This window comes from Nocardia sp. NPDC041819 (assembly GCF_055590505.1).
Map to the genome: position 1 here is coordinate 1 of NZ_JBVJAP010000011.1, position 24103 is coordinate 24103.

Below are 24103 nucleotides of genomic sequence, written 5' to 3' on the forward strand. Positions count from 1 at the left end.
GAATCTGGCGAACCATGATCGCCGACGAGAAACAGCGACACACAGGCAGCTCCGGCGAGATCCTCACGGCGGCTTGACAAATAGAGAGGCACCCCGCTTCCTTGGAGGGCTCTGAGCATGGTCCGATAGGGCTGGGAAGGAGCCCCGCGTGGCAGCACCGAAGAAGTATCTGGACGAGTTGAAGGCTCGAGCGGTTCGCTTGTATCTGGAGTCGGACCCGAAACCGACGATCCGTAAGCTCGCCCAGCAGCTCGGGGTGCATCACGAGGCGCTGCGGAACTGGATCCGCCAGCGAGATTTACACCGTGGACGAGTATTTCGGTGAGGTGGATGAGGGCGGCCATCGGGCCGGGACCGGTCCGAAGCCCTGTTGGATGGTGGTGGCGAGGGCGTCGGGACGGTGCCATGCGGCGCGGTCGAGGTCGGCTGAGGTCGCGAAGGCCGCGTGATGATCGGCGCCGAGCCAGTCGTGGTGGTCACTTGCCCGAGGGCGATGCCGGTGAGTTGGGCGGCGAAGATTCGCATGCCGCCGACGAGATGGTTGAGTTCGGTGCGCAGGTCCCAGTCGTCGCACAGAAACGGTCGGTCGAGGTCGGTCTCAATGACGGCGGCGACGATGCCGCCGCCGGTGAGGAGTATCGCGGCCGGCTGCTGCTGCCGCGGTGGCGAGGATGTGGCGCATTGCTCAGCTGAGGCCGTATCCGAGTCCGAACGTAACGGCCATCCATCTGAGGAACGCGTGGAGGCCGACGCCGATATCGAGGCCTAAGGAGTCCATCGATCTCATCTCCTTCCGAGATCGAATCTTCTGCGGTTCCCCGACCTGTTCATCATTTTATCGCTGATCACAGCCTTGCCGCATCATCGATCGACACTGACCGGAGGTTGGTCGGCGCGGTCGGTGGCGCGGGCGCGGCCGAGGGGGAACGGGAGGGTGATGAGGTCGCCGCGGTGATGGGCCTCGATAAGTTCGAGATGGGGGGTGAGGCCGGTCAGGCCGGTGAGGCGGGCTTGGCTGTAGGGGGTGCCGACGAGCAGCAGTTCGACTTCGCAGTCGTGCGCGGTGTCGGTCGGTAGCGAGCGGTCGAGGGTGGCCGCCATCGTCGTGACCGGTTCGAAGGCCGCGGTCGAGATAGCTCTCACCGGCGTCGGACGGTCCGTAGATCCAGGTGAGGACTTCCGGGCCGGAGCATTCCCCGAGGAAGGTCCAGCCGCGTACTCGCATCATGATGTCCAGCGCGGCGAACACCCGCAGGTCCGCCGCGGGCACGGGGTGACCGCAGGGTGTGCCCAGCGCGCCTGCGTCACCGAGGACGGGGGTATCGGCGATGCCAGATGTGCGCGCGCATCGCCGCGACCTACGCGGCCTCACCGCGCGGTGAGCTCCAGGCCACCTCACCGCCGGATCGGCTGGCGCGTCGGCGGGCTGGTTTCTTCGCACCGGACATGGGCGCTCATGCTCGCAGCCCGCCTTGCCGGACCCCGACGCACGCCCACCGTGTCGCGGGTGACAGCAGGATCTACCCGGCGGCCCCGGGCGCGCCCCCCTCGGTGCACACCGGCTTGTCGATGGGGTCCTCCTCAGGGCTTGATCTGCTCGTGGTCTGCGTCACTGCGCCGGTGACGCCGCGCCGCTGGCGCTGCGTGATCACCACAGGCCGGGCTTGCTGAAAGATATGCGGCGGCGCTGCTATGCGCCGCTTACCAGGGCCCAGCCTCATTGCGGAGATTGCGGAGATTGTCGACCCACGGCTTTCCGGATTGATTGCGGCCGCTGCTAACGGGAAACCGTGGACGACGAACGATATCCGGACCCGAAGGTGCTGTGGCGGCCTGTCGTTGGTCTTCGCCGCACGGCGGGGTGTCGCACGATCGCAGGAGGTGTTGCATTGTCTGTCGACCGGCACGACGGGTATGCCACGACGGGCGCTGACCGCCCTGGCGGCCCGGTCCATCGAAGTGAGGCCGCGGCCGCAGAACGATTCGCTGTCCGTAGTGCCGCGGCGTTGCTGGGTGTCGCGGCCGTCGGTATCGGGTTCGGTGTACTCACAGCACTGGTCCGGGCGCGGTGGGCACCCTTGCAGACCGCGGATCAAGCGGTCACCGACAGCCTGGTCTCCGTGGTGGCGGAGGACAGGATTCTGCGGAGGATTCTCATCGGTGTCACCGATCTCGGAGGGACCGGCACGCTGATCCTGGCGCTCGCCGTCGGCGGGCTCTGGCTGCTGCTGCGTCGTCTGCCACGACTCGCCGTCTACGTGGTACTCACAGGCGCGGGCGGACTGATTCTCAACCCGGTCGTGAAAGAACTTGTCGAACGGTTACGTCCGGTGGTGGAGACTCCCGTCTACAGCACAGGCGGGTGGAGTTTCCCCAGTGGACACGCGATGGGATCACTGGTGTGCTACGGCGTTGTCCTGCTGGTTTTCGCACCCACCCTGCAAGCGGGCCCACGCCGCGTGCTGATCGGGTTCGCAGTCCTGATCGTGATCGGGGTCGGGCTCAGCCGGATAGCCCTTGGCGCGCACTACCTCACCGACGTCCTCGCGGGCTGGTTACTCGGGTCGCTGTGGCTCGTGCTGGCCACCGTCGCGTTCCACCGATGGCGTGGCGACGCGCAAGTCGACGACGCAGGCCCGTTACCCGGTGACGTACCGCCGGCCGAGGAAGACGACTTGCGGCCGGTCCCGCTTCGGCATCCGCCCACCCTGCCCCACCCATGGCGCGGGATCGGCGAGCTGGCGGTCGCGTGGGTGCTGCTGGTCGGGCTGCTCGTCGGAATCGGCATGCTGGTGCGCGCCCCGGAGTCCGAGACCCCTGTCCTGCGGTGGGACCACAGCATTGTGGCGGCGCTGGCCGAGCACCGTAACCCCACGCTCACCTCCGTCCTCGGCGTGTTCGGCGAACTCGGCAATACCACCGCCGTCATCACGCTCGCCCTGATTGTCTCCGCACTGGCGGTTGGTCTCCTGCGCAGCTGGCGACCGGTGTTGTTCCTCGGCGTCGCACTGCTGGGTGAGATCACGCTGTTTCTGACCACCGCCGCGATCGTCGACCGTGACCGTCCTCATGTCCCACACCTCGATCCCGAGCTCCCACCCACCGCGAGTTTCCCCTCCGGGCACGTCGCTGCCTCGCTGACGCTTTACGCAGGCACCGCCGCACTCCTGTGGGCGACCAGCCGAGGCCGGTACCGGCTCTTCGCCGCCGCACCGATCCTTATTCCCGTACTGGTGGGTGTGCAGCGCATCTACGCCGGTGCCCACCATCCCACTGATGTCATCGGCGCGGTCCTGCTGTCTTCGATATGGACCGCGATCGCCTGGTGGGTCGTCCAACCCGTATCGACCTCTGGTCAGCCGCCACAGGCGCAACACCATGCCCAGCAAAGAAGGACCGGGAGTTTCTCTACAGCGTGAGGCCGATGTGGAACTCCTCGGCGAACTCGGCCGCACTTCTGTACTCCCGACCCGCCTACGCCGAAGCCCTCCCTGACGAGAAGGCCACGAGCGCGACCGCATTCACGCACCGGGCCAGGGCATGGTTTGCCGCGCACGGCATTACCCGTATCGAGAGAATCGTGACAGACACCGGTTCCTGCTGTCGCGCTGAAGCGTTCGCTCGCGCCTTGCTATGTTCACGGCATCATGGTTATGCGCTGGAATACCTCGCACCACCGATCGGCTGATCGAGCCGTCGGCTCTGGGCCGCGCTCGCGATGGCGGCCAAGGGGAGGTGGTGGGCACGCTCAACCTCGCATGGTCACACTGCTGGGCCGCGTACTGGCCCTGCGCCCAGCACCCGAGAACACTTCCAACCTCCTCACCGTGCCCGGCCCGGACGACCTCACCCGGTAACGGCGGGCCGCCAACCGATCACGGCAGTGTCGGCGCCTGCGAAGGCGGTGATCGGGTCATCAGTGTCGTAGCCGACCAGGCGGCGCGACCACCAGACCGCCAGTGCGGCCGTTGCGGCGGCGGTGAGGGGAGCAAGTGTCGGCCTGCGCGCGGCTCCGTTCCGGGGGTCGAGGAACTCGGCGCGGAATGTTCCGGTAGCACCCGATTGGCCTTCCAAGAGGCCGAGAGCCGTGCCGAACCGGGGCGCTACCGCACATAGTTTCGTGAGTCGACCGTGACAGCGGGGCTGTTGCGCCAGCTCGGAGCTGCACAGCCTTTGCTGTGCCGCCTTCGCGGGGTGCCTGCCGCCGGGGTCGAGTGCGTGTCGGGGGATTCGAGGAGCAGTGCAGCGAGCCCGAGTATGCTCACCTGGTCCCGAAACGCTCACGGCCTGTGGGGGTTCCAGGGGCTGCGTGGTTCGCTTCTGTTGTGTCCTGCTCTGCCTCGGGAGGTCGTCGTGCGTGTCGGTCGATTGGTATCAGTCGTTACTGCGGTGATGCTCGCCGCGCTTGTCACCGGCGGCGGCCCCGCAGCCGGACAGAGCGATTACGCGCAGACCGGGCTCACCCTGCACAACAAGTACCGGGCCAAGCACGGCTCCCCGGCCATGACCTTGGCCCAGAACCTGAACAACCAGGCCCAGCAATGCGCGAAGTATTACGCCACCAAGAGAACGATCGATCACAGCTGCCCCTACAAGAACGGGGCCGGGGAGAACCTCGTCGGGGGACAGGGCAGCTGGGACGCGGTCTCCTTTGTCCAGATGGGCACACAGATGTGGTACGACGAGATCAAGAACTACGACTTCGACGACCCCGGGTTCAGCATGTCGACCGGGCATTTCACGCAGGTGGTGTGGAAGGCCAGCACCCGACTCGGTATCGGGTACGCCTCGGAGGGCGGCTGGACTGCCGCCGTCGCTCTCTACAACCCAGCCGGCAACGTAGAGGGGCAGTACCCCCAGAACGTGGCACGCCCGCGTTGAGCCGGGCCTGTCCACGTCGATGCGCTGGTGGGTGACGGCATCGATGATGACGGTGCCGTAGCGGTGACGGCGACGCAAAGCGAAATCGTCGAGGCTCACGGCACTGGGCACCCGGCGTTGCGGCAGCGGGATCTGAAGTAGCGTTCGGATGGCGGTATGACGGGAGAGGCGAATCGACAATGCTCGCAACAGTCGGATGCTTGCTCGTCCAGCCAGTTCCCGCACGACCGCACGCAGCTGAGAGGTCAGCCGTGTGGTGCGTCGCTGATAGCGTTCCAGGACACCGGGAACCTGCTCACGGAAGGTTTTCCGGCACGACGGGGTCGGACACTGCAGACGGCGGACACGCACACGGACGACCACTGGTCGGCCGTCCAACGGCAGGTCGGTCACCGTCCGATCGTGATACCCGTGGACACTGGTCGACCGCGCGCCGCAGCCAGGGCAGGCGGCGGTGGCGGAATCCGGAGTCCTCGCCCGAACCGCGACCCGACCCGGCTCCATCACCGCATCCTCGACGATCAACAGGGACAGGTCCGAAAACAACAGGCCCACAGGAACATTGACGAACCCGCGAACCGGCAGTTCTCCCGCCACCGCGCTACCACCAAAAATGGGACAGAGCCCATCGGGACTGTCGGGTTGTCCCTTCGTCCGCGGCGGCCGCACGTGACCATTGAAAGACCCGGTCGAATAGCGTGAAGAGCGATCACTCGGTACATCGGCCTGCCCGCCCTACCATCTGGCCGTCGTCATCGGACGTGCGGCGGCATCATCGGCGGCCTCGCCCATGCGAGTACCGGCATCGACCGGCCCGCCGGGTTCAAAGGTAGTTCGTTCCGAGCAGCGCCAGCGGTGGTGTCGTGAGGGGGTCGTCTACTTCGGTTCCGATTGCGACTGACGTGTGCGGGGGGTGATGCCGAATGCTGTTGCCGCACCGGCGGCGGCGACGAGGGCGACGAACAACCAGCCGTGCCGGAACGCGGTCAGCATCGCGTCGTCGTCGGCGTCGAGCGATCCGAGGACGGCGACCAGCATGGCGACACCCAGCACATAGCCGAGCTGGCGAGCGGTGTTCACCACAGCACTGCCGGTGGCGGACTCCGCCGGCGGCAGATCGACGGCAGCGGTGGCGATCATGCTGGGCAGCGCGAGACCGATGCCGATGCCGGAGATCACCCACCCCGGCAACACGTCGGTGGCGTACCCCACGGGCGTGGTGGCAGTGACCAGCACGAGCACCACCCCACCGGCAAACAGCAGATTCCCCAGGGCCACAACGACACCCACCGGAATCCGCCGGATCAAGCGCTGGCTGACGGCGGCGAAGATCGGCACCATGAGCGGGCCCGGGACGATGGCGAGTCCGGTTTCGATGGTGCTGAAATGTGCCCTATTCTCCAGCCACAGAGCGATGCTGAGGAACCACGCCCCGAACGCAGTGCAGAACGCCAGCACGGTGACGTTGGCCCACACGAACGTCCGCACCCGGAACAAGGCCGGCGACACCACCGGATTCGGATGCCGCATCATCCGCACCACGAACGCGACCACGCCGACCGCCGCGACGGCCAGTGCGCCGCCCATCGCGGCACTAGTCCAGGGCCAGTCGCCGCTCTTCACCAGGCACAGCGACAGCGCCCCGATCGCCACGATCAGCAGCGCCACCCCGAGCAGGTCCGGCACCCGCGCCGGGATCCGCTGGTGCAGATTCGGTACCAGGTGCATGGCCGCCAACCCGGCGACCACTCCCACCGGGAGATTGATCAGAAACACCCAGCGCCACGAAGCCTCGGCCAACGCCCCGCCCACCACCGGGCCGAACGCCGCAGCGGCCGAACTCGTTGTGGCCCAGATCTTCACCGCCCCCGACACCCGTGCCGGCGGCAGCACGGTGAGAATCAACCCCAGGCTGGCCGGGGTCAGCGCGGCGGCGCCGACCGCCTGTAGGACCCGGAACGCCACCAGTGCCCACAGCGACGGAGCCACCGCACAGGCCAGGCTCGCCACCGTGAAAAGGCCGAGGCCGACCAGGAATCCGGCCTTGCGCCCGAACCGGTCCGAGAAGCGCCCCGCCGGAATCAGCAGTGCCGCATAGACGATCGCATATCCATTGAGCACCCAGCTCACATCCGCCAGCGAGGAACCTCGATAGGACTCACCGATCTTCGTGAACGCGACGTTCACCACGAAGACATCGAGCATGGCCATGAACGCCGCTGCGCACAGCACCCACACGATCGCCGTCGAATGGTCCCGGCCCGACCGTAAGGTGGTCGTCTCGTCCGTGGTCACGGTCCGCTCGGCTGCTACGCCGTCCATCAGGTATCCCTTCTTGTCAGCACCGCGCTCGGCGCCATGCGTCGATCAATACCGGTGCGATCAAAGAATACGGTCGACCGTATGGACATGTCGAGGTCTCTTCCAAGTGTCGGAACTGACAGAATACGATCGACCGTATTGTCACAGGCGAGTAGAAGGTGGCCGAGGAAGGCATCGATCGGCGGACATTGCGCGGCGGGCGGTCACGGCGTGCCGTGACCAGCCGTGCGGTCGAGATCGCCTCTTTGGACCGACTCGACGGACTCAGCTTCGGACGTCTGGCCAATGACCTCGGCATCAACAAAGCCGGAATTCAGACCCTGTTCCGCACCAAGGAGAGGTTGCAGCTCGCGACCGTGAAAGCGGCACAGCAGGCCTCGTCGCGGCGGTCGTCCTGCCGGCTCGGGACGCCCCCGAAGGCGTCGCACGCCTGCGCGCCCTCGTCGACGGATGGATCGACTACGCTGCACGGCCGCTGTTCCCGGGGGGTCTGGGGCGCAAACCTGCCGATATTCGACAGCCGACCAGGCCCGGTGCGGGATGCGTTGCTCCAGCAGCAGCGTGCCTGGGTACTTCGAGACATTGCCTAGCTTTTCGAGCCCGTCTTCAGGTAGCTATGGGCGACGAGTGCCGAGCGCAAATGCCACAGCCCCTTGGAGGGAGCAGTATCGAGGCCGGTCAGCTGAGCGATCCGCTTGAGGCGGAAGTCGACGGTGTTGGGGTGTACATACAGAGCCCGCGCGGTGAGCCGCCTGTCCGAACCGTGGGCGACATAGCAGGACAGCGTGGCCAGCAGTTCCGGATGCTCATCGATCGGGTCGAGCAACGCCGCCAGGTGTGTGCGCCCCGGCCCTGGCCGCGTCAGCTGGTACTCGAGGGCCAGATCCTGCATCCGATACACGCCGCCGGTCATACCGAGCTGCTGCACCATGTCGAGAAGATCATGGGCCTGCCGCGCGCCGTCGGGAATATCGGGGGCTGCCGAGCGGACGACGGTCGCGGTGATCGGCGCGCCCGCCGCGTGGGCGACGTCGCCTACCAACGAGTCCAGTAGACCGTCGGGGATATCGGTGGGCAGCAGAACGGTGCCGCCGCCTACCGACAGAATCGACAATGATCGGTCGTAGCTGCGGCGGGCCAGTTCCGCCTCGATGGTGCCCGGGATGCGGCGGTCGGCGACCAGCGGCGGGGAGCTGTGCCGCGGCCGATCGGGCTCGGGCGGGATCGCGAGTGCGAGAACCCAATATTCTCTGGCTATCTCGATGCCACATTCGCGGGCGGCGGCCGCCGTGACGTCTCCGCTGAGGAGTGCCGCGGCCAACGTCCGCGCCGCGATGTAGCGCTCCGCTGTCATCATGTGAACATGTCCTGCCCCGGTATGGAGCTCGCGGACGTAGGCGCAGGAGATCGTCGAGTCCAACAGCGCGAGAAGCTCGAGCACCGCGGCCGCAAGGTGTTCTACGGCGACGTCGTTACCGTCCGACGCATGAAATCCGTCACCGTGGCGGCCGCCCACGGCGAGCTGTCCGATGCTCGCTCGCAGAGTCTCGTGAACTGTACGCAGGACCGTTTCCAGCGGGATTCCGATGCGCGCCCAAGTGGCGGCCGCATCCGCGAGTTGTACTGTCCCGTCCTCGTCGACCGCACCGACCGCCAGCCGCACGCACTCTTGTGCCAGCTGGGTGATCCGGCCCCTCTCGACGCCCGCGATCCCGCCTGACAGTGCGACACCGGTGGTGAAGCAGTCGATGACGCTGCGTGCGAGCGGGCCGACCTCGTCGACGGCATCGGTCGCGAATGACAGCGGCGGACGCGTGTCCGGGGTGTCCGCCTCGATTACCCCACCGCGTGTTACTGGATTCCTTGACACTTGTGACTCCCATCGCGCCCAACGCCGCGCGTACCCCTCGGTCCCGATTCCGAGGAGTTGCGGTACCGGTACCGCGGGCTGACTCGCGCCACGTCCCACGTAGCCGTCACGTCCACTCGGTGAAACAAGCGGCGTCTCGGGCTCGAACCGACACTAGAGTTGGTTCGGATGCGGAAATGTCCAGCAATTTGGACAGTGACCGTGCCGGCCTGCCGGCGACCGTGTCGGCCGGCGAGATCAGGTCCGGAGGTGTGCGGGCCGGCCCGCGGCCACCTCATCGGTCCACAGTCCGCGCTTCTCGAGCATCTCGATCACGTAGTCGGCGTTCTCGATGATGTGCGCCTCGGTGAGGTTCCTGGCACGACGCGAATCCTGTTTGCGCAACGCCTCGATGAGCTCTTCATGTTGCGGCGCGGCGGTTTTCACATGAGCTTCGATGGAGGCGTAGAAATGGTTCGGCAGGTGTTTGACGATGTTGGCCAGCAACCGGGCCAGGCCATCGGAATCGGCGGCCAAGTTGATCGTGCGGTGGAACTCGTGACCCAGCCGGCCGATCTCATCCACGTCACCACGCTGGATCGCGGCCTCGCACTCGGCCACGAGATCGGTCAGTCGATCCAGCTCCTGTGGGGTGATCCGTTCGGCCGCACGTGCGGCCAGCTCGCCGGACAGTTGGCTCTGGGCCCAGAACAGGTCGCGGATGTGCTGGCGGGTGAAGGCGGCCACCACGAAGCCACGGCGTGGGAGCAGGGTGATGAGTCCCTCGGTGCTCAATGACAACAGCCCCTCCCGGACGGGAGTGATACTCACACCGACGGCCTCCGCGATCGGCTCCATGCGAAGGAACTCACCTGGACGCAGGTTGCCGGACAGAATCTGTTCGCGCACATACGCCGCGACTTCCTCGGGCAACTGCTGATGCCGGGCACGGGTACGGGCGGGAATGTCGGCCCCGTTCGACTTCACCGGCTGCTCCTCCTCTGCTCGCGGCACACGGATGCGCCACCCTACGGGCAGCGCTTCGTGCAGCACTGATCGCAGATACAATATATCGCGCATGCGCCCTGGCGGCGCGGCCGCGCGACGCGGAACCGCCGGTGTCGCCGGGGCCGCCCTGTGCGGCTCGATCCGCGACGATGGCCGCCGTCTCCGCGGCGCGAAGTGGCAACGCCCCGTGCCGTTCTGGCGCGGCCGGTGCGGTTCACTCCTTCATCGGCCCTGGACCTTGTGGGCGGGTCATCCTCGTCGGCGATACGGGTGCGCGCCAGCCGCACGGCAGTCCACAGGTCGCGATGATCTCGCGTTGCGTGCTGCCATCCGAATAGTGGTGTATCAGCAGCGAGGCGGACGCGGGGTAGTGGCAGTCCGCGCATAGGCCGAAGTAGTTCAGAATCTCGCTGACGTCCGTGCGAATTCGCTCTGTCACTGCTTCTACTCCGGAGGCTTGCCCGGCGCGCCGCTGGGCGCCAGGAGTTAAAGTATTATATAAATAATGCAGGGCGACCGGTTCCGCCGAGTCGGGGCCGGGGAGGCGAGCGACGACTCGATCTTCGTGGACTTTGTGTCAGTCCGGTCGGTACTCCGACTCGACACGGAGGAGTGTGGCGGTCCATATGGTGAGGATGCGGAGAGTTTGCACCTAGGCGCCGCTAGGCACCGGCCAGGCGCAGCGAGTGCCGCTTGGCGGCGGCCGCCAGTTCCCGCTCTCTGGCGCTGTCCGGCCCGCCTTGCCTGGCAAGATGTTCGTGCAGGCGGGCTTTGGCTGCGTACCACGCCGCGAGCGATTCCGTGTCGGCGCCGTGGGCGGGGCGCGTTAGGCACAGTGTGGTCATTTCGATCAATACGTTCATATCAGGGTCCTTCGACGATGCGGGCGTGAACGGCGGTCCACCGGAAACCAGCCATTATGTTAAATATATAATATCTCCACCATGTTGGTGAGGCAACTGCGGAGAGTGGCGAGAAGTAGGTAGGTCCGCGGCCGATCAGCCGTCGCGAGGGGGATGAGGGTGCACGAGACGAGGCTTTCCTGCACCAGTCCGACCTGAAGCGCGCCCGCTCCCGTGGACGAGGACGTGGCGCCGCTGTTCGGCACGTGTTCGTCGTGCCACTCCGCCGAGCTGGAATATGGGTGCCATCCTCCGGCGTGGATTCGATCGTTCCGTCGTGGTCGTGCTTTCCAACGGAACCGAAGAAGAGCAATGCGATGGCGTAGCTGGATTGTGCCCCGGCGATGGTCCGCGGCGATACGCTGGGCATCGGCGAAAGGTGAGCGTATTGCCTGGTGTCCGGATCGACTCGCACCGATGACCGACGATGACCCGCTGCGAACGCGCCGTGAGATGAGCACATCCGTCACGGCGTCGGCGGCGGTCGGTCGGAGGGGGCCGGGGAATCTGCCGCTCGAGTTGACCAGTTTCGTCGGTCGGCGCACCGAAATCTCCGAAGTGCGGAATCTGCTGTCGGCGTCGCGGCTGGTGACATTGACCGGGAGTGGGGGCGTCGGGAAGACGCGGCTGGCGCTTCGAGCCGCGTCGAATTCGCGGCGTGGTTTTCCCGAGGGGGTGTGGTTGGTCGAATTGGCCGACGTTTCGGACCCCGCACTGCTGGTCGAGGTCGTGGCGGCGACCATGGGCGTGCGGGACGAGTCGGCCGAGCGGTTGCTCGAGATTTTGGTCGGGTATCTGAGTTCGCGGCAACTCCTGCTCGTGCTCGACAACTGCGAGCAGTTGGTCGACGCGGTGGCCGAGCTGACCGAGACGTTGCTGCGGGCCTGTCCTGACCTGCGGGTCCTGGTCACCAGCCGCGAGCCGTTGAATGTCGCGGGCGAAGTGCTGCTGCGGGTGTCGCCGCTGACGGTCCCGGATCCGGATCGGGAGCCGTCGATGCAGGGGCTGGCTCGCTTCGATGCGGTGACGCTGTTCGCCGATCGCGCGGCCGCCGCGGTTTCAGGATTCGAACTCGATGAGGACAACAAGGCAGCCGTAGCGGGAATATGCGCCCGCCTCGAGGGAGTACCGCTGGCGATCGAGCTGGCCGCGGCCCGGATACGGACGATGTCGCCGCAGCAGATCCTGCGGCGTCTCGACGATAGGTACGCATTGCTCACGCGCGGCAGCAGGACGGCGCCGACCCGGCAGCAGACGCTGCGGTGCTGCGTCGACTGGAGCTACGAGTTGTGCACCGCGCTGGAGCGGCGGTGGTGGGGGCGGCTGTCGGTGTTCGCGGGAGGCTTCGAGCTCGACGCCGCGGAGCAGATCTGCGGCGTCGATCTCGCAGCACACAGCGCGCTCGATGTGTTGTCGTCCTTGATGGACAAGTCGATTCTGCTCCGGGAGGAAACCGACGGCATCGTACGTTTCCGGATGCTCGAGACTTTGCGGGACTACGGTCGGGAGAAACTGCGTGCGTCCGGCGAAGAGAAGGATCTGCGCCGACGTCACCGCCACTGGTACCGGCAGCTGGCACTGGATTGGGAATCGGAGTGGGTCGGCGCCAGGCAGCCGGAGTGGATCGCCCGGCTCGATCGCGAACAACCCAACCTTCGAGAAGCGTTGGAGTCTTTCCTGTCCGACGACGCCGACGGAGCCGCCGACGCCGGAATGAGCACAGCCGCTGCGCTGTTCGAGTTCTGGAACTTCCGCGGTCTGTACGGGGAAGGCCGGGCCTGGCTGGATCGTGTCCTGGCCCGGCCACGCGCTCACTCGATACCCGATCGCGTCAACGCATTTCGTGCCGACAGTCAGCTGGCCGCGGCGCAAGGCGATTTCCAGGCGGCGACCGCCCTGCTGGAGCAGGGACGAGCGCTCGCCGAACAATCGCCCACTCCCGTGGTCGAAGCGCGCATCGCCTACGCCGAGGGTGCTCTCGCGCTCGCCGGGGGCGACTCCGCCCGTGCCCGCGCCGCCTTCGCGCGTGCCCTGACGTCACTCGGCCCGGAGGGGCCGGACAATCTACGCTTCAGTGCCCTGACGTTGCTCGGTTGGGCATACGAATTGAGCGGTGACACAGCCCGGGCGGCGACGTGCTATCAGCAGATTCTTTCCGCCACGCGGACAAGCGGCGAAATTCTGCATCGTTCGGCGGCGCTGCGCGGCTTGGGCGTCGCGGCCTGGCGACAAGGCGAGCGGCATCGCGCGAGGCGACTGCTGGAGAACTCCCTGCGTCTCAACCAGCGGCTGAACAACCCGTTCGTGGCCGCGTTCGGCCTCGAGGCGCTGGCGTGGACGGTCGAGCACGGGGACGAAGAGCGTGGCGCCGTTCTGATGGGCGCTGCGCAGGGAGCCTGGCCGGCCGGTAGCAGCGTCGCGAGTGTGTTCCCCAACATGGCGCGTTTTCACAGCGAAGGCGAACAGCGCATGCGCCGCGAGCTCGGTGAACGCCGATTCGAGGCGGCATTGCGGCGTGGCCTGGCGATGGGGATGGCCGCCGCCGCGGCGTACGCGGTGGGCGAACGGTCAGGCGGCGCGACGGCCCCGGCGGGCTCCTCGGAGTTGACCAGACGTGAGCGGCAGGTCGCCGACCTCGTCTCGCGAGGACTCACCAACAAGCAGATCGCCGCCAAACTGGTGATCTCGCAGCGCACCGCGCAGGGCCACGTCGAGCACATCCTGACCAAACTCGGCTTCACTTCGCGCGCGCAGATCGCGGCCTGGGTGGTGGAGGAGGCCGAACGAGGCGGATCTTGACCGGCGCGCCTCCTCCACCACAGTCGCCGCTACGCGTGTGCGGAGCCGGGGACGTCTACTTCATGTGGGAGTCGAACCAATCGAGCATCACCTCGGGGTGCTCACCGAAGTAGTTGTACCCGCGGAAGCGTTGGTCGGTCCCTTCGATCCAGTGCAGTTTCTTGTCGGCGGCACCGATGTTGTCGTAGATCGCCTGCACATCGGACGGGTAGGTCAAGGTGTCGTCGCGCACCTGCGCGACCAGCGTCGGCATCCGCACCGCTTCGGCACGTGGGATGGGCGATTGCTCGTCCACGTGGAAGCCGGTGCGCGCGTGCAGCGCCTCGTCGAACAACTCGACACCGTTGTCGATGCCCGCGCCCTCGACGATGGTGCGCTCGACGAACGCGCGCGCGGAGATGGGTTGGAGCGCGATCATCGCCTTGATGTCGGTGAATTCACCGGGATGTTTGTCGATCGCCACGAATGTCGAGTCGGCTCCCAGACAGACGCTCAGTAGTCCGGTGGTCATGGTCGCGGTGTCCGGCCGGGACTTCGCGTAGCGAATCGAGCCGATCACATCCCGGTATTCGAGCAGACCGATCCCGACGGTGCGGCCGTGGCCGTCAGGGCTGAGGCCGTGATTGCGGATGTCGTAGCACAGGATGTTGTAGCCGGCATCGTGCAGGACTTTGTACTCGGGCAGGAAGTTCACCTCGAACCCGCCGAAGTCCTGGAACCCGTCGAGGTGACCGGCGTAGCCGTAGCGGTTGCCGGGCAGGAAATGGTTGTGGATGATCAACCGGTCGGAGTCGGCGGGGATGAACCAGCCCTCCAGCGTCAGACCGTCCATCGAGGGGAAGAACACATCCTCGTAGGTCAGCCCGACCTCGTCGGGGCGCCGATACACCGGACTGCGCTTTCCGTGCGCCCAGAGCTCGACCATCGGGTCGATGACCTTGTTCGGCGCGACCGCTCCCATAGCCTTCGCGCCGACGTCGGTCAGTATGTCCTTGACCTTTGCCGTTGTGCGAGTCATCGCGTAACGCCTTTCTGCTTGTGGGTTTGCCTCCCTCTGAGACCTACCCGATGGACGTAGAGCGAATCACACAAAGCATAAAATTTGACGCATAATATGTGTCCCTCTTAGGCCGGCCTGGCGGCGATCCTTCGGTCGCTACCCATCGACGGGGCGGCTCCGTTGCGGGGAGAAACGATGTCGGCGCGAGGTGCGAGGTGGTCGGTTTCGTCGTGCATCTGGCGTGCCCTGAGTGCCTGCAAGTCGGTCCACGCGGCCAGCCGTCCGCCGACGCTGCCGCGTGCCCGAGCGGACTCGAGTCCTTCGAGGGTGCCTTCGGGCCCGTCTGGGCCCGGACACCGCTGTGCGGGCGAAGGTTACGAACAGATCTGCGAGCGGGGCATTCGTGATGAAGCGCTTCTGGCCGTCGACGAGTCAGTCGTCGCCGTCGCGGCGGACTCGGGTGCGCAGCCCGCCCGCTCGGAGCCCACAATATAGAATGTGTAATATTAGGTAGGATTGTCATCGATGTCACGAACTCGCGCTGGTGACACCAGTCGGCCGAAGGTCCTACTCGAATCGGACCAGCGGCGGATGTCGTCGACCCCGATCAGCGCCATCGTTCGTATCGGTGTCACCACCGCGCGGTAGCAAGGAAGGACCTCCGTTCGTGTCGAGAACCATCGTCGAACAACTGGCCGATTTCACCACCGAGGTCGACTATCGTCGCCTGCCGGAAGAGGTCGTCGTCGAATGCAAGCGCATCCTGCTCGATTCGATGGGCTGCGCACTCGGTGCGGTCGACCAGCACAAGGGAAAGATCGGCATCGAATTCGGGCGACTGGCCGGTGGCGCCGGCGGTGCCGCCACCATCATCGGCACCGCCGATCGGACGTCGATCTTCGGTGCCGCCTTCGCCAACGGCGAGTTGATCAACGCCCTCGACTTCGATGCGGTGCTGCCGCCCGGTCATGTGACGCCGTATGTGCTGCCGCAGACGATGGCGGTGGCCGAAAGTCGGCAGCGTTCGGGCCGGGATGTGATCGCCGCGATCGCGCTGTCGCACGAGATGTCGTTCCGCTTCTACAAGTCGGTCGACTATCTGCGCGACCGCACCGACACCGAGATGAACCTGTCGCCGGTGCTGGGGTACAGCAACACGATCTTCGGCGCCACCGCGGCTATCGGAAAGCTCGAGGGCTACTCCGCCGAGGTGCTCGCCAACGCGCTCGCGATCGCGGCCAGCACCTCTCCGGTGAATTCGATGCGGTCGTGGCTCGCGCACGCGCCGACCGCGACGATCAAATACTCGCTGGCCGGCGCCCTCACCAATGCCTCGCTGACCGCGGCTTACATGGCCAAGCTCGGTCATCGTGGTGATCTACCGGTGCTCGATGACGCCGACCTCGGCTACCGGCGCTTCATCGGCACCCGGCGCTGGGAACCGCAGAACATCACCGCCGGTCTCGGCAGCGAATGGTTGTTTCCCGCCGAGCAGACCTTCAAGCCGTATCCGCACTGCCGCATCCTGCACGCGCCGCTGCACGCGCTGACCGAGATCGTGGAGAACAACGATCTGAAGCCGGAGGAGATCGAGGCGATTCGTTGCTGGGGCGAGGCCGCGGTCCTGCATCCGCTGTGGTTGAGCAATGTCATCGAACACACCCATGACGCGCAGTTCAGCATCGCGCACGGTCTGGCCGTCGGGGCACACAACATCACCCCGAGCAAGGCGTGGCACGATCCGGAACTCGTGTTCAGCCGTTCGGTCATGGATCTGATGGAGCGGGTTACCTTCCAGCCGCATCCGGACTATTTCAAGGCCCTCTCCGCGCATCCGTCCGCGCGGCCTGCTCGTATCGAAGTAGACGCCCGCGGAACGACTTTCGTCGCCGACCGGGTGTATCCGAAGGGCAGCCCGACCCCGGATCCGGAGACCAGGATGACCGACGCGGAACTGATCGCCAAATTCCGGGTCAACGCCGACGGGGTGATTCCGGAGTCGCGGATGGACAGCATCGTCGAAGCGGTGTTCGACCTCGAGAGCGTCGACGACTTCGCGACGGTCATGCGCCGGTTGGGCACCCGGTGACCGCTATCGGCTGAAGGTCGCAGTCGAATACGACCGGCGACGGATATCGCCTCGGGTGTGCGCTGCGACACACCCGAGACCGGGCGCCACGCAGCGCAACTACCGAGCCGCCCCACCGTGTCGGGACACGGCGGCTCCAGGACAGGACCGGCGGGAGCGAAGCTCGGCCGGTGCGAGGAGAAGAACGTGGTCTATCAGGGCAACTACTCAAAGCTGTTCATCGGCGGCCGCTGGGCCGATCCCACCGCCACCGAGCAGATCGCGGTGATCTCGCCGTATACGGAACAAACCGTGGCGCACGTGCCCAACTCCGCCGCCAGCGACGTCGATCGTGCCGTCGCGGCGGCCCGGCATGCCTTCGATCACGGCCCATGGCCGCGGATGCCGCTGGCCGAGCGTATCGAGGTACTGGCCCGCGTCAGTGCCGGGTTGGGGGAGCGGCAGGAGGAGATCGCCGAGCTGATCACCACCGAGATGGGCAGCCCCATCACCCTGTCGCGCGGTACCCAGTCGCTGGGGGCGAAACTGCTGCTGGATGCCTTCCTCGGCCTGGCGCCGAGCTATGAGTGGAGCGGTATCAGGCGCTCCGCCACCGGCACAGGCCTGGTGACGCGGGAACCGGTCGGCGTTGTCGCCGCGGTCATTCCGTGGAATATGCCGTTGCAGATCACCATGCTCAAACTGGGACCTGCCCTGCTCGCCGGATGCGCGGTGGTGCTCAAGACCGCGCCCGAGGCGCCACTGAACGCCTACGTACTCGCCGAGATCCTGCAGGCAGCCGGGTTGCCGGACGGCGTGGTCAACATCCTGCCCGCCGACCGCGGGGTCAGCGAACACCTTGTCACCCATCCCGATATCGACAAGGTGTCGTTCACCGGCTCGACCGCTGCCGGCCGGCGCGTCGCGGAGCTCTGCGGACGCGATCTGCGGCGCGTGACCCTGGAACTGGGCGGCAAGTCGGCGGCGATCGTGCTCGACGATGCCGACCTCGATCTCGCGATCGGCCAGATCCGCAAGCTCTCGATGCGAAACAACGGCCAGGCCTGCAGCAACAAGACCCGGATCGTGGTGGCCAGGTCCCGCGAGGCCGAACTCGTCGAACGGCTGGTCGCGATGGTCGAGTCGATGCCGGTCGGTGATCCGGCCGATCCGGCGACCGAGATCGGTCCGGTGGTCAGCGCCCGCCAGCGCGCGATGATCGAGAGCTATCTCGAGATCGGTCGCAACGAGGGCGCGAAGGTCGTCATCGGCGGCGGCAGGCCCGCCGGACTGGACCGGGGATGGTTCGTGGAGCCGACGGTTTTCACCGGGGTCCAACCGGATATGCGCATCGCGCAGGAGGAGATCTTCGGCCCGGTGCTGTCGGTGCTCAGCTTCGCCGACGAGGACGAGGCCGTGGCGATCGCCAACAACTCGATGTTCGGTCTCAATGGTTCGGTGTTCGCCGCCGACGACGAACACGCGTTGGCGGTGGCCCGCCGGATACGCACGGGGACGGTGGAATTGAACGGCAATGTGGTGGGCTTCCACTCGCCCATCGGGGGCTTCAAGTGCAGTGGCATCGGTCGCGAGGCCGGGCTGGAAGGGTTCGACGGATATGTCGAGCCCAAGTCCTACGGTCTGTCGCCTTCGCTGGCGGAATCGCTGTCCTGACATCGCCATTCGATCGACCCGGCACGGTGACGTGGCCGCGGCGGCTGCGGCGAGTTGTTCCGTTGGTCATTCGGCCGGCACGGTGCCCGGCTCGATCACGGTGGAGCGCAGAGCGGCCACGTCGGTGCGCAGCGCTCGGATCTCGGCGACGAGTTCGGTGATCTCCCGGTCGGTACTTTCCACATTCGCCTCGACGCTCTTCAGCTGATCCATCACCCAGCTGGTGGTGGTGCCGATCGCGAAACTGATCAGGCCGATGCCCAAGGTCATCAAGATCAGCGAGATCAAACGGCCTTCGGTGGTCACCGGATACACATCGCCGTAGCCGACGGTGGTCACCGACACCATCGACCACCACAACGCGTCACCGAAATTGTGGATCTTGGTGTCGGTCGCTCCGTACTCGGCGTCGAAGAAGGCGAGACTGCACAGCACGAGAAGCAGTAGCGAACTCGTCCCGACGAAGACCGCGAGTCTGGCTCTGGTCGTGGTGTTCCGGTTCAGGGTGCCGATCACGAGCATGGCTGCCCGCAACAGCCGTAGGGGGCGAAGCGGCGGCAACACCACGATCAACAGGTCGACCGGGTGGGTACGCAGGAACCGCAACCGGTTCCCGGAAAGTCCCAACCGCACCGCGAAATCCAGCGCGAACGCCGCCCAGATCACCACGTCGACCCGGGTGAGCCAGGCGTCCAGACGAGGTGAGGCCCCGGTATCGAGGACCTGCCAGGCGTAGACGCCCAGGAATGCGACGGCCAGCACCATCAGGGGGATGCCGGTCGTCCGCTCCCAGGACTCTCTGCGGGTGAACTCGGAATGTGTTTCGGTCATCGGACTACCTGTGTCGCTCAGCTGCGGTGTCGGCGACACCGCAGGCTCGGCCGCTGAGTTCCCGGAAGAGACCGGCCGTTCTCCAGCCGATTCTCACACGGAACCCAGATCACCGTCCCGATCCGGTCGTGATTCCAGCGACGTGTCGGCTGACGGCGTCGCGACAGCCGCCGCTGTCGCCGACGGCGGTGATCGGTTCGTGGCATCCTGGCACGGCAACGACCCCGCATCGCCGCGGTGGGCTGGAGCTGGTCTGATACCGAAGGCCGCGGGTCGGAGCTGGGCCGCGGCTCAGAGGTCGTCGGCGAGCTCGTCCTCGTCGACGGGGCGGGTCAGCAGCTGCTCCATGAGGATTTTCGTGGCGGGGCTGGATTCGCGTCCACGGGCAGTGGCGAGGTGGATCCGCCGTTCGGCCCACGGCTCGGCCAGATCGAGCACAGCGACGCGGCCGGTCCATTCGTGACCGACCAGGCACTCCGGTTGCACGGTGACACCGAGCCCGGCATTGACCAGGCTGATGGCCGCGCCGCCACTGCGCAACACGTGCTTCGATGTGTAGTCTTCGCCGATGCGCTTCGCCGCGGCGCGCAGCGCCCCGACCAGCGCGCGGGGAGCGATCAGGTTCTCCGGCAACAGATCCCGGATCGTCACGCTGCCCTGTCGGCTGAGCCGGTGCCCGAGAGGAACCACGGCGACGATGCGGTCGCGCCGGTACGGCGTCACCTCCACGCCGTCGAGGTCGAGCCCGTACGCGGAGGCGAAGAAGCCCAAGTCGGCCTCGCCGCGCGCGACTTCCTGCACGATGTCGGCGTTCTCCACCTCGTGCACGACCAGATCGACCAGCGGGTACTCGCGACTGAACTCACCCAGCTCACGGGCCAGGAACGGCACGATCACCGACCTGGCCGACACGATCCGCAACTCGCCCTGCACGCCCTCGGTCAGCGAGGCGAACTCCGCGCGCATGTCGTCGAGGGTGGCGAAGATCATGCGCGCGTGGCGGGCCAGGATCGCACCCGCCGGACTCGGCGCCACGCCCTTGGCGGTGCGGTCGAGGAGCTTGACGCCTGCGATGTTCTCGAGCACTTGGATCCGCTTGGTCGCGGTGGACGCGGCGATGTTCTCGCGGATCGCGGCCAACCCGATCTGCTGTTCCTCGATCGCGGAGAGGAACAGGCGCAAGGTGAACAGGTCGACCTGGCGAATCAGGTGCAACCGGTTGAGCGTGCCCATCTCATCACTCACCTCCGCCATCGAGCTGTGACCGGGTGACTCCGATCATAGTGCAGAACCTGCCGAAGAATATTTTATATGCTGCATTCAGTTGGCGGGCACCCGTTCGATGAGGGCGACCTTGACGTGGTCGGGTCGCTTCAGGGTGCCGTCGGGCACCAACTCCACAACGGTCTTCACATTGAGGGCCGAGCGCACGCGCTGTTCGATGGTGGCGCGCAGATCGTTCTGCTGGTCGGCGTTCAGATCCTGGGCGTACTCGACCACCAGCGGCAGCGGGCGCTGGGTGGAGTGGCCCTCGAAATCGGCGCGGATTCGCATCTCGCCGGTTGTCGCGGGCGCGAGTTCCAAGACGAGTTCCTTGACCGCGGAGGGGAACAGGTTGATGCCGCGCACGATGAGCATGTCGTCGGTGCGGCCGACGCAGCGCACCTTGTAACCCGTGCGGCCACAGGCGCAGTCGGTGCCGGTGACCACCACGTGGTCACGGGTGCGGAAGCGCAGCAGTGGAGAGGCCTGGCGGCGGAGCGCGGTGTAGACGAGTTCGCCGCTGGCACCTTCGACCGGTGTCACCTGGTCGCCGGTCTCGGGATCGATGAGCTCGGCGATCATCAGATCCGGTGACAGGAAGTGCATGCCGTCGCCGACCTCGCACTCGCCCCAGTAGGTGCAGGCGATGTCGGTGCCGCCGAGCATTTCCCGGGCGGTCGCGCCCCACAGTGATTCCAGCTTCTCGCGCACGGCGGGCAGACCACCGCCGGGCTCGCCACCCACGCTGATGGCCCGTACGCCCAGTTCGGCGGCTGCCCGCCCGACGATCTGCGGAGCCTGCTCGGCGAGGTGGGCGAGGAAGTACGGGGTGCCGATCAGGGCGTTGGGGCGCTGGTCGGCTTGCACGCGAAGCAGCCGTTCGGCGCCTGCCTCGGCGCCGATCGGAATGTCGACGATGCCCATGTACCGCAGGATCTGCACGATCGGCAGGCCACCGACGAAGCCCTTACTCATGCCGAAACCGTGCAGCAGGCGGTCGCCTGGCCGGAAACCGTTGGCGTACAGGGCGCGTGCGCCCAGCTCGCTCCACGTGTGGATGTCGCTTTCGGTGAGGCCGACATAGGACGGCGAGCCGGTGGTCCCCGACGAAGCCTGGATCTGCACGATGTCGGCATCGGCGGCCGCGACGTGCGCGCCCAGCGGCGGTGCGGCGGCGAGGCTGTCGCGCAGTTCCTGCTTCTCGGTGAACGGCAGATCGGCCAGGTCGGCGATTGTGTCGATCTTGTCCACGTCGACGCCGTGTTCGGCGAACTTCGCTCGGTAGAACGCGCTGTTCGCGGCCAGGTAGGCGACCTGCTCGCGGAGCCGCTCGTCCTGAACCCGGCGCGCCTCCCGCACCGAGAGGGTCTCGACAGCGCTCCAGTACCGCGCCGAGAAAGGAACACTTCTCATGATGACTCCCGAATGGCCGTTGCAACGTCGCCGCGCTACCGTGTGGTCCGGCGACGATTGTTCCCCGACCATAGTGGGGCTACTAATTCTATTCAATTCGCTGTCTTCGAATTGTAGATTCGGAATTTTTCACTTGCTAACACTCCTTCCGTTCGTCAACCTCGGATTGTCGCTGAATCTGCCCTGCTGACCTGCTGATTCGAGAAGAAGTCGGCTTCGGCCAGACGAATGCGGGAAGAGGAGTATCTGCCCGGCTCGATCCCCTTTTCGGGGATTCGGAGCTGTCGAATGGGTAATTCGAAGAACATCACTTGGCGCATCGGACGAGCGGAATTAACGTACTGCCCGGCGAAACAAATATCCGAACCCATCGCATACGGAGCGCAAAGCATGAATTCGAACTTCCTGGACGAGGCGCAGGCCGCCTGGCTCGACGTCGTGAACAAGTTCATGGACGACGAGATCACCGTCGAGTACGTGCGCAAGTGCGATGTGGGCCGGGAGTACCCGTACGAGGCGTACGAGAAGATCGCCGCGCAGGGCTGGCTCGGCATCCTGATCGAGGAGGCCGACGGGGGCTCCGGCGGCGACATCTTCGACTACTCGCTGATGGCCGAGGGCCTGGGCAAGTTCGGCTTCGATTTCGCCTGCTCGGTGCTGGTGCCCACCTTCACCGCGATGAACATTCTGAAGTACGGCACCGACGAGCAGAAGGCGCGCTACGTCAAGCCGTTCATCGACGGCCAGATCCGCTTCTCGGTGTCGATCTCCGAGCCCGACGCCGGCTCGGATGCCTCCAACACCAAGACCCGCGCCCGGCGTGACGAGAACGGCGACTGGGTGGTTTCGGGTCAGAAGCTGTGGTGCTCGGGCGCCGCTGCCAAGGACACCGTCATCGCGATGCTGGTACGCACCGACGCCGACGACAAGCACGGCGGCCTGTCGGTCCTGCTGATCCCGAACGACACCCCCGGCCTGGACATCCGCAAGCTGCCGACGCTGTCGCGCCACGCCACCGGCACCACCGAGATCTTCCTCGACGAGGTTCGCGTCCCCGCCGACGCGCTGCTGGGCGAGGTCGGCCAGGGTTGGAAGATCATCACCGAACACCTCGAGCTCGAGCGCTGCGCCGTCGCCGCGGCGTACGTCGGCAACGCCCAGGAGGCGGTCAAGGCCGCCAACAAGTACGCCCACGAGCGCATCCAGTTCGGCAAGCCGATCTATGAGTTCCAGGTGCTCAAGCACATGCTGGCCGAGAACCAGACCCGCGTCGACGCCGCGCGGCTGCTCTGCTACCGCGCCGCCATGATGAAGGCCGCGGGGCTGCCCGCCGCCCGCGAGACCTCGATGGCCAAGCTCTACGGCTCCGAGACCCTCAAGCAGTGCGCCCTCGACGGCATGCAGATTCTCGGCGGCTACGCCAACCTCCCGGAGGCCGACATGGAGCGCTACCTGCGCGAGAGCGTGCAGTCGACCATCGGCGGCGGTACCTCGCAGATCCAGCGCACCATCATCGCCAAGTCGATGCGCCTGTAGTCCGGCGTGTAATTCCACCCTCCCGCAAGTACTTTCGAGGAGAATTCCGATGGCCACCATCAACAACCGCATCGACATGCCGCTCGATGAGATCGAGGTCGGCACCGTCTTCCGCTCGGGCGGACGCACCATCACCGAAGCCGACGTGGTGAATTACTGTGCACTGACCGGCAATTGGATCGAGATCCACTCCAACGTCCACTACGCCGCGCAGACCCGCTTCGGTGAGCGCTTGGTGCAGGGGTCGCTGACCTATTCGCTGATGACCGGTCTGATCCAGTTCGGTCCGTCGATCCAGGCGAACTACGGCATCGACAACCTGCGCTACCTGAAGCCGGTGCTGATCAACGACACCATCTATGTCACCGCCGAGGTGATCGCCAAGAAGGACAAGGACGAGAAGTTCGGCGTCATCACCTTCCTGATGAAGGCGCTCAACCAGCACGGTGACGTGGTCCAGCGCAGCGAGTGGAGCCTGCTCATGCTGCGCAAGCGTGAGGACCTCGACGCCCTTGTCGGCGCGTCGCTGCCGACCGAAAAGGTGCGGGGCTGACCTC

At 66.1% G+C, this 24103-nt stretch carries 19 protein-coding genes and 3 pseudogenes; 11 read left to right on the forward strand and 11 right to left on the reverse strand.

Annotated elements, in window-relative coordinates:
* Positions 1–148 precede the first annotated feature (148 nt).
* Both ACZ6DL_RS26625 and ACZ6DL_RS26630 read left to right on the forward strand, forming a co-directional pair.
* A complete protein-coding gene (locus ACZ6DL_RS26625; protein ID WP_466055136.1) occupies positions 149–325 on the forward strand; it encodes a transposase in 177 nt (58 codons plus the stop codon).
* A gap of 155 nt (positions 326–480) precedes the next feature.
* Entirely contained in the window at positions 481–693 is a 213-nt protein-coding gene (locus ACZ6DL_RS26630) for a hypothetical protein (RefSeq protein WP_466055138.1), read from the forward strand.
* 168 nt (positions 694–861) lie between these two features.
* Here the strand turns inward: ACZ6DL_RS26630 and ACZ6DL_RS26635 are convergent, their stop codons facing one another.
* Positions 862–1143, reverse strand: coding sequence for a hypothetical protein (locus ACZ6DL_RS26635; protein ID WP_466055140.1), 282 nt, complete (start codon positions 1141–1143; stop codon positions 862–864).
* A gap of 863 nt (positions 1144–2006) precedes the next feature.
* Here ACZ6DL_RS26635 and ACZ6DL_RS26640 point away from each other — a divergent pair.
* The 3 genes and pseudogenes from ACZ6DL_RS26640 to ACZ6DL_RS26650 all read left to right on the forward strand — a co-directional run bounded on the left by ACZ6DL_RS26640 (position 2007) and on the right by ACZ6DL_RS26650 (position 4881).
* Positions 2007–3419: a phosphatase PAP2 family protein gene (locus ACZ6DL_RS26640; RefSeq protein WP_466055142.1), complete on the forward strand. Its 1413-nt coding sequence runs from the start codon at positions 2007–2009 to the stop codon at positions 3417–3419.
* Between the two features lie 41 nt (positions 3420–3460).
* Positions 3461–3646 (forward strand): annotated as a pseudogene (locus ACZ6DL_RS26645) (IS481 family transposase); the annotation flags it as partial.
* 746 nt (positions 3647–4392) lie between these two features.
* Positions 4393–4881: a CAP family protein gene (locus ACZ6DL_RS26650; RefSeq protein ID WP_466055144.1), complete on the forward strand. Its 489-nt coding sequence runs from the start codon at positions 4393–4395 to the stop codon at positions 4879–4881.
* On the opposite strand, the pseudogene ACZ6DL_RS26655 reads toward ACZ6DL_RS26650, so the two are convergent.
* Positions 4876–5466 (reverse strand): annotated as a pseudogene (locus ACZ6DL_RS26655) (transposase family protein); the annotation flags it as partial. The gene ACZ6DL_RS26650 and the pseudogene ACZ6DL_RS26655 overlap by 6 nt on opposite strands.
* Positions 5467–5757: 291 nt before the next feature.
* A complete protein-coding gene (locus tag ACZ6DL_RS26660; RefSeq protein WP_466055146.1) occupies positions 5758–7203 on the reverse strand; it encodes an MFS transporter in 1446 nt (481 codons plus the stop codon).
* A gap of 158 nt (positions 7204–7361) precedes the next feature.
* Here ACZ6DL_RS26660 and ACZ6DL_RS26665 point away from each other — a divergent pair, with 158 nt between their 5' ends.
* Complete coding sequence (locus tag ACZ6DL_RS26665) at positions 7362–7793, forward strand: hypothetical protein (protein ID WP_466055148.1); 432 nt, start codon at positions 7362–7364, stop codon at positions 7791–7793.
* On the opposite strand, the gene ACZ6DL_RS26670 is transcribed toward ACZ6DL_RS26665, so the two are convergent.
* The 3 genes from ACZ6DL_RS26670 to ACZ6DL_RS26680 all read right to left on the reverse strand — a co-directional run bounded on the left by ACZ6DL_RS26670 (position 7790) and on the right by ACZ6DL_RS26680 (position 10923).
* Complete coding sequence (locus ACZ6DL_RS26670; RefSeq protein ID WP_466055150.1) at positions 7790–9073, reverse strand: PucR family transcriptional regulator; 1284 nt, start codon at positions 9071–9073, stop codon at positions 7790–7792. The genes ACZ6DL_RS26665 and ACZ6DL_RS26670 overlap by 4 nt on opposite strands.
* A gap of 237 nt (positions 9074–9310) precedes the next feature.
* On the reverse strand, positions 9311–10039 hold the full coding sequence (locus tag ACZ6DL_RS26675; RefSeq protein WP_466055151.1) for a GntR family transcriptional regulator: 729 nt from the start codon (positions 10037–10039) through the stop codon (positions 9311–9313).
* A 683-nt stretch (positions 10040–10722) separates the two neighbouring features.
* Positions 10723–10923: a hypothetical protein gene (locus ACZ6DL_RS26680; protein ID WP_396984107.1), complete on the reverse strand. Its 201-nt coding sequence runs from the start codon at positions 10921–10923 to the stop codon at positions 10723–10725.
* Positions 10924–11379: 456 nt separating this feature from the next.
* On the opposite strand from ACZ6DL_RS26680, the gene ACZ6DL_RS26685 reads away from it, so the two are divergent.
* On the forward strand, positions 11380–13761 hold the full coding sequence (locus ACZ6DL_RS26685) for an ATP-binding protein (RefSeq protein ID WP_466055154.1): 2382 nt from the start codon (positions 11380–11382) through the stop codon (positions 13759–13761).
* Positions 13762–13816: 55 nt separating this feature from the next.
* On the opposite strand, the gene ACZ6DL_RS26690 is transcribed toward ACZ6DL_RS26685, so the two are convergent.
* Both ACZ6DL_RS26690 and ACZ6DL_RS26695 read right to left on the reverse strand, forming a co-directional pair.
* Entirely contained in the window at positions 13817–14722 is a 906-nt protein-coding gene (locus ACZ6DL_RS26690) for an alpha/beta hydrolase family protein (protein WP_466055468.1), read from the reverse strand.
* A 399-nt stretch (positions 14723–15121) separates the two neighbouring features.
* Positions 15122–15247, reverse strand: a pseudogene (locus ACZ6DL_RS26695) (acyl-CoA dehydrogenase family protein); the annotation flags it as partial.
* A gap of 181 nt (positions 15248–15428) precedes the next feature.
* Here ACZ6DL_RS26695 and ACZ6DL_RS26700 point away from each other — a divergent pair.
* On the forward strand, positions 15429–16850 hold the full coding sequence (locus tag ACZ6DL_RS26700; RefSeq protein WP_466055156.1) for an MmgE/PrpD family protein: 1422 nt from the start codon (positions 15429–15431) through the stop codon (positions 16848–16850).
* Between the two features lie 186 nt (positions 16851–17036).
* Entirely contained in the window at positions 17037–18503 is a 1467-nt protein-coding gene (locus ACZ6DL_RS26705; protein WP_466055157.1) for an aldehyde dehydrogenase, read from the forward strand.
* Positions 18504–18569: 66 nt separating this feature from the next.
* Here ACZ6DL_RS26705 and ACZ6DL_RS26710 read toward each other — a convergent pair whose 3' ends face one another.
* From ACZ6DL_RS26710 to ACZ6DL_RS26720, 3 genes are all read right to left on the reverse strand, one after another.
* A complete protein-coding gene (locus tag ACZ6DL_RS26710) occupies positions 18570–19334 on the reverse strand; it encodes a potassium channel family protein (RefSeq protein WP_466055159.1) in 765 nt (254 codons plus the stop codon).
* A gap of 291 nt (positions 19335–19625) precedes the next feature.
* Positions 19626–20579, reverse strand: coding sequence for a LysR family transcriptional regulator (locus tag ACZ6DL_RS26715; protein ID WP_466055161.1), 954 nt, complete (start codon positions 20577–20579; stop codon positions 19626–19628).
* Between the two features lie 75 nt (positions 20580–20654).
* A complete protein-coding gene (locus ACZ6DL_RS26720) occupies positions 20655–22010 on the reverse strand; it encodes a phenylacetate--CoA ligase family protein (protein ID WP_466055163.1) in 1356 nt (451 codons plus the stop codon).
* Between the two features lie 390 nt (positions 22011–22400).
* Here ACZ6DL_RS26720 and ACZ6DL_RS26725 point away from each other — a divergent pair, with 390 nt between their 5' ends.
* Together ACZ6DL_RS26725 and ACZ6DL_RS26730 are read left to right on the forward strand one after the other, a co-directional pair.
* Positions 22401–23546, forward strand: a complete 1146-nt coding sequence (locus ACZ6DL_RS26725; RefSeq protein WP_466055165.1) for an acyl-CoA dehydrogenase family protein — start codon at positions 22401–22403, stop codon at positions 23544–23546.
* 49 nt (positions 23547–23595) lie between these two features.
* On the forward strand, positions 23596–24099 hold the full coding sequence (locus ACZ6DL_RS26730; protein ID WP_195152253.1) for a MaoC family dehydratase: 504 nt from the start codon (positions 23596–23598) through the stop codon (positions 24097–24099).
* Positions 24100–24103 lie beyond the last annotated feature (4 nt).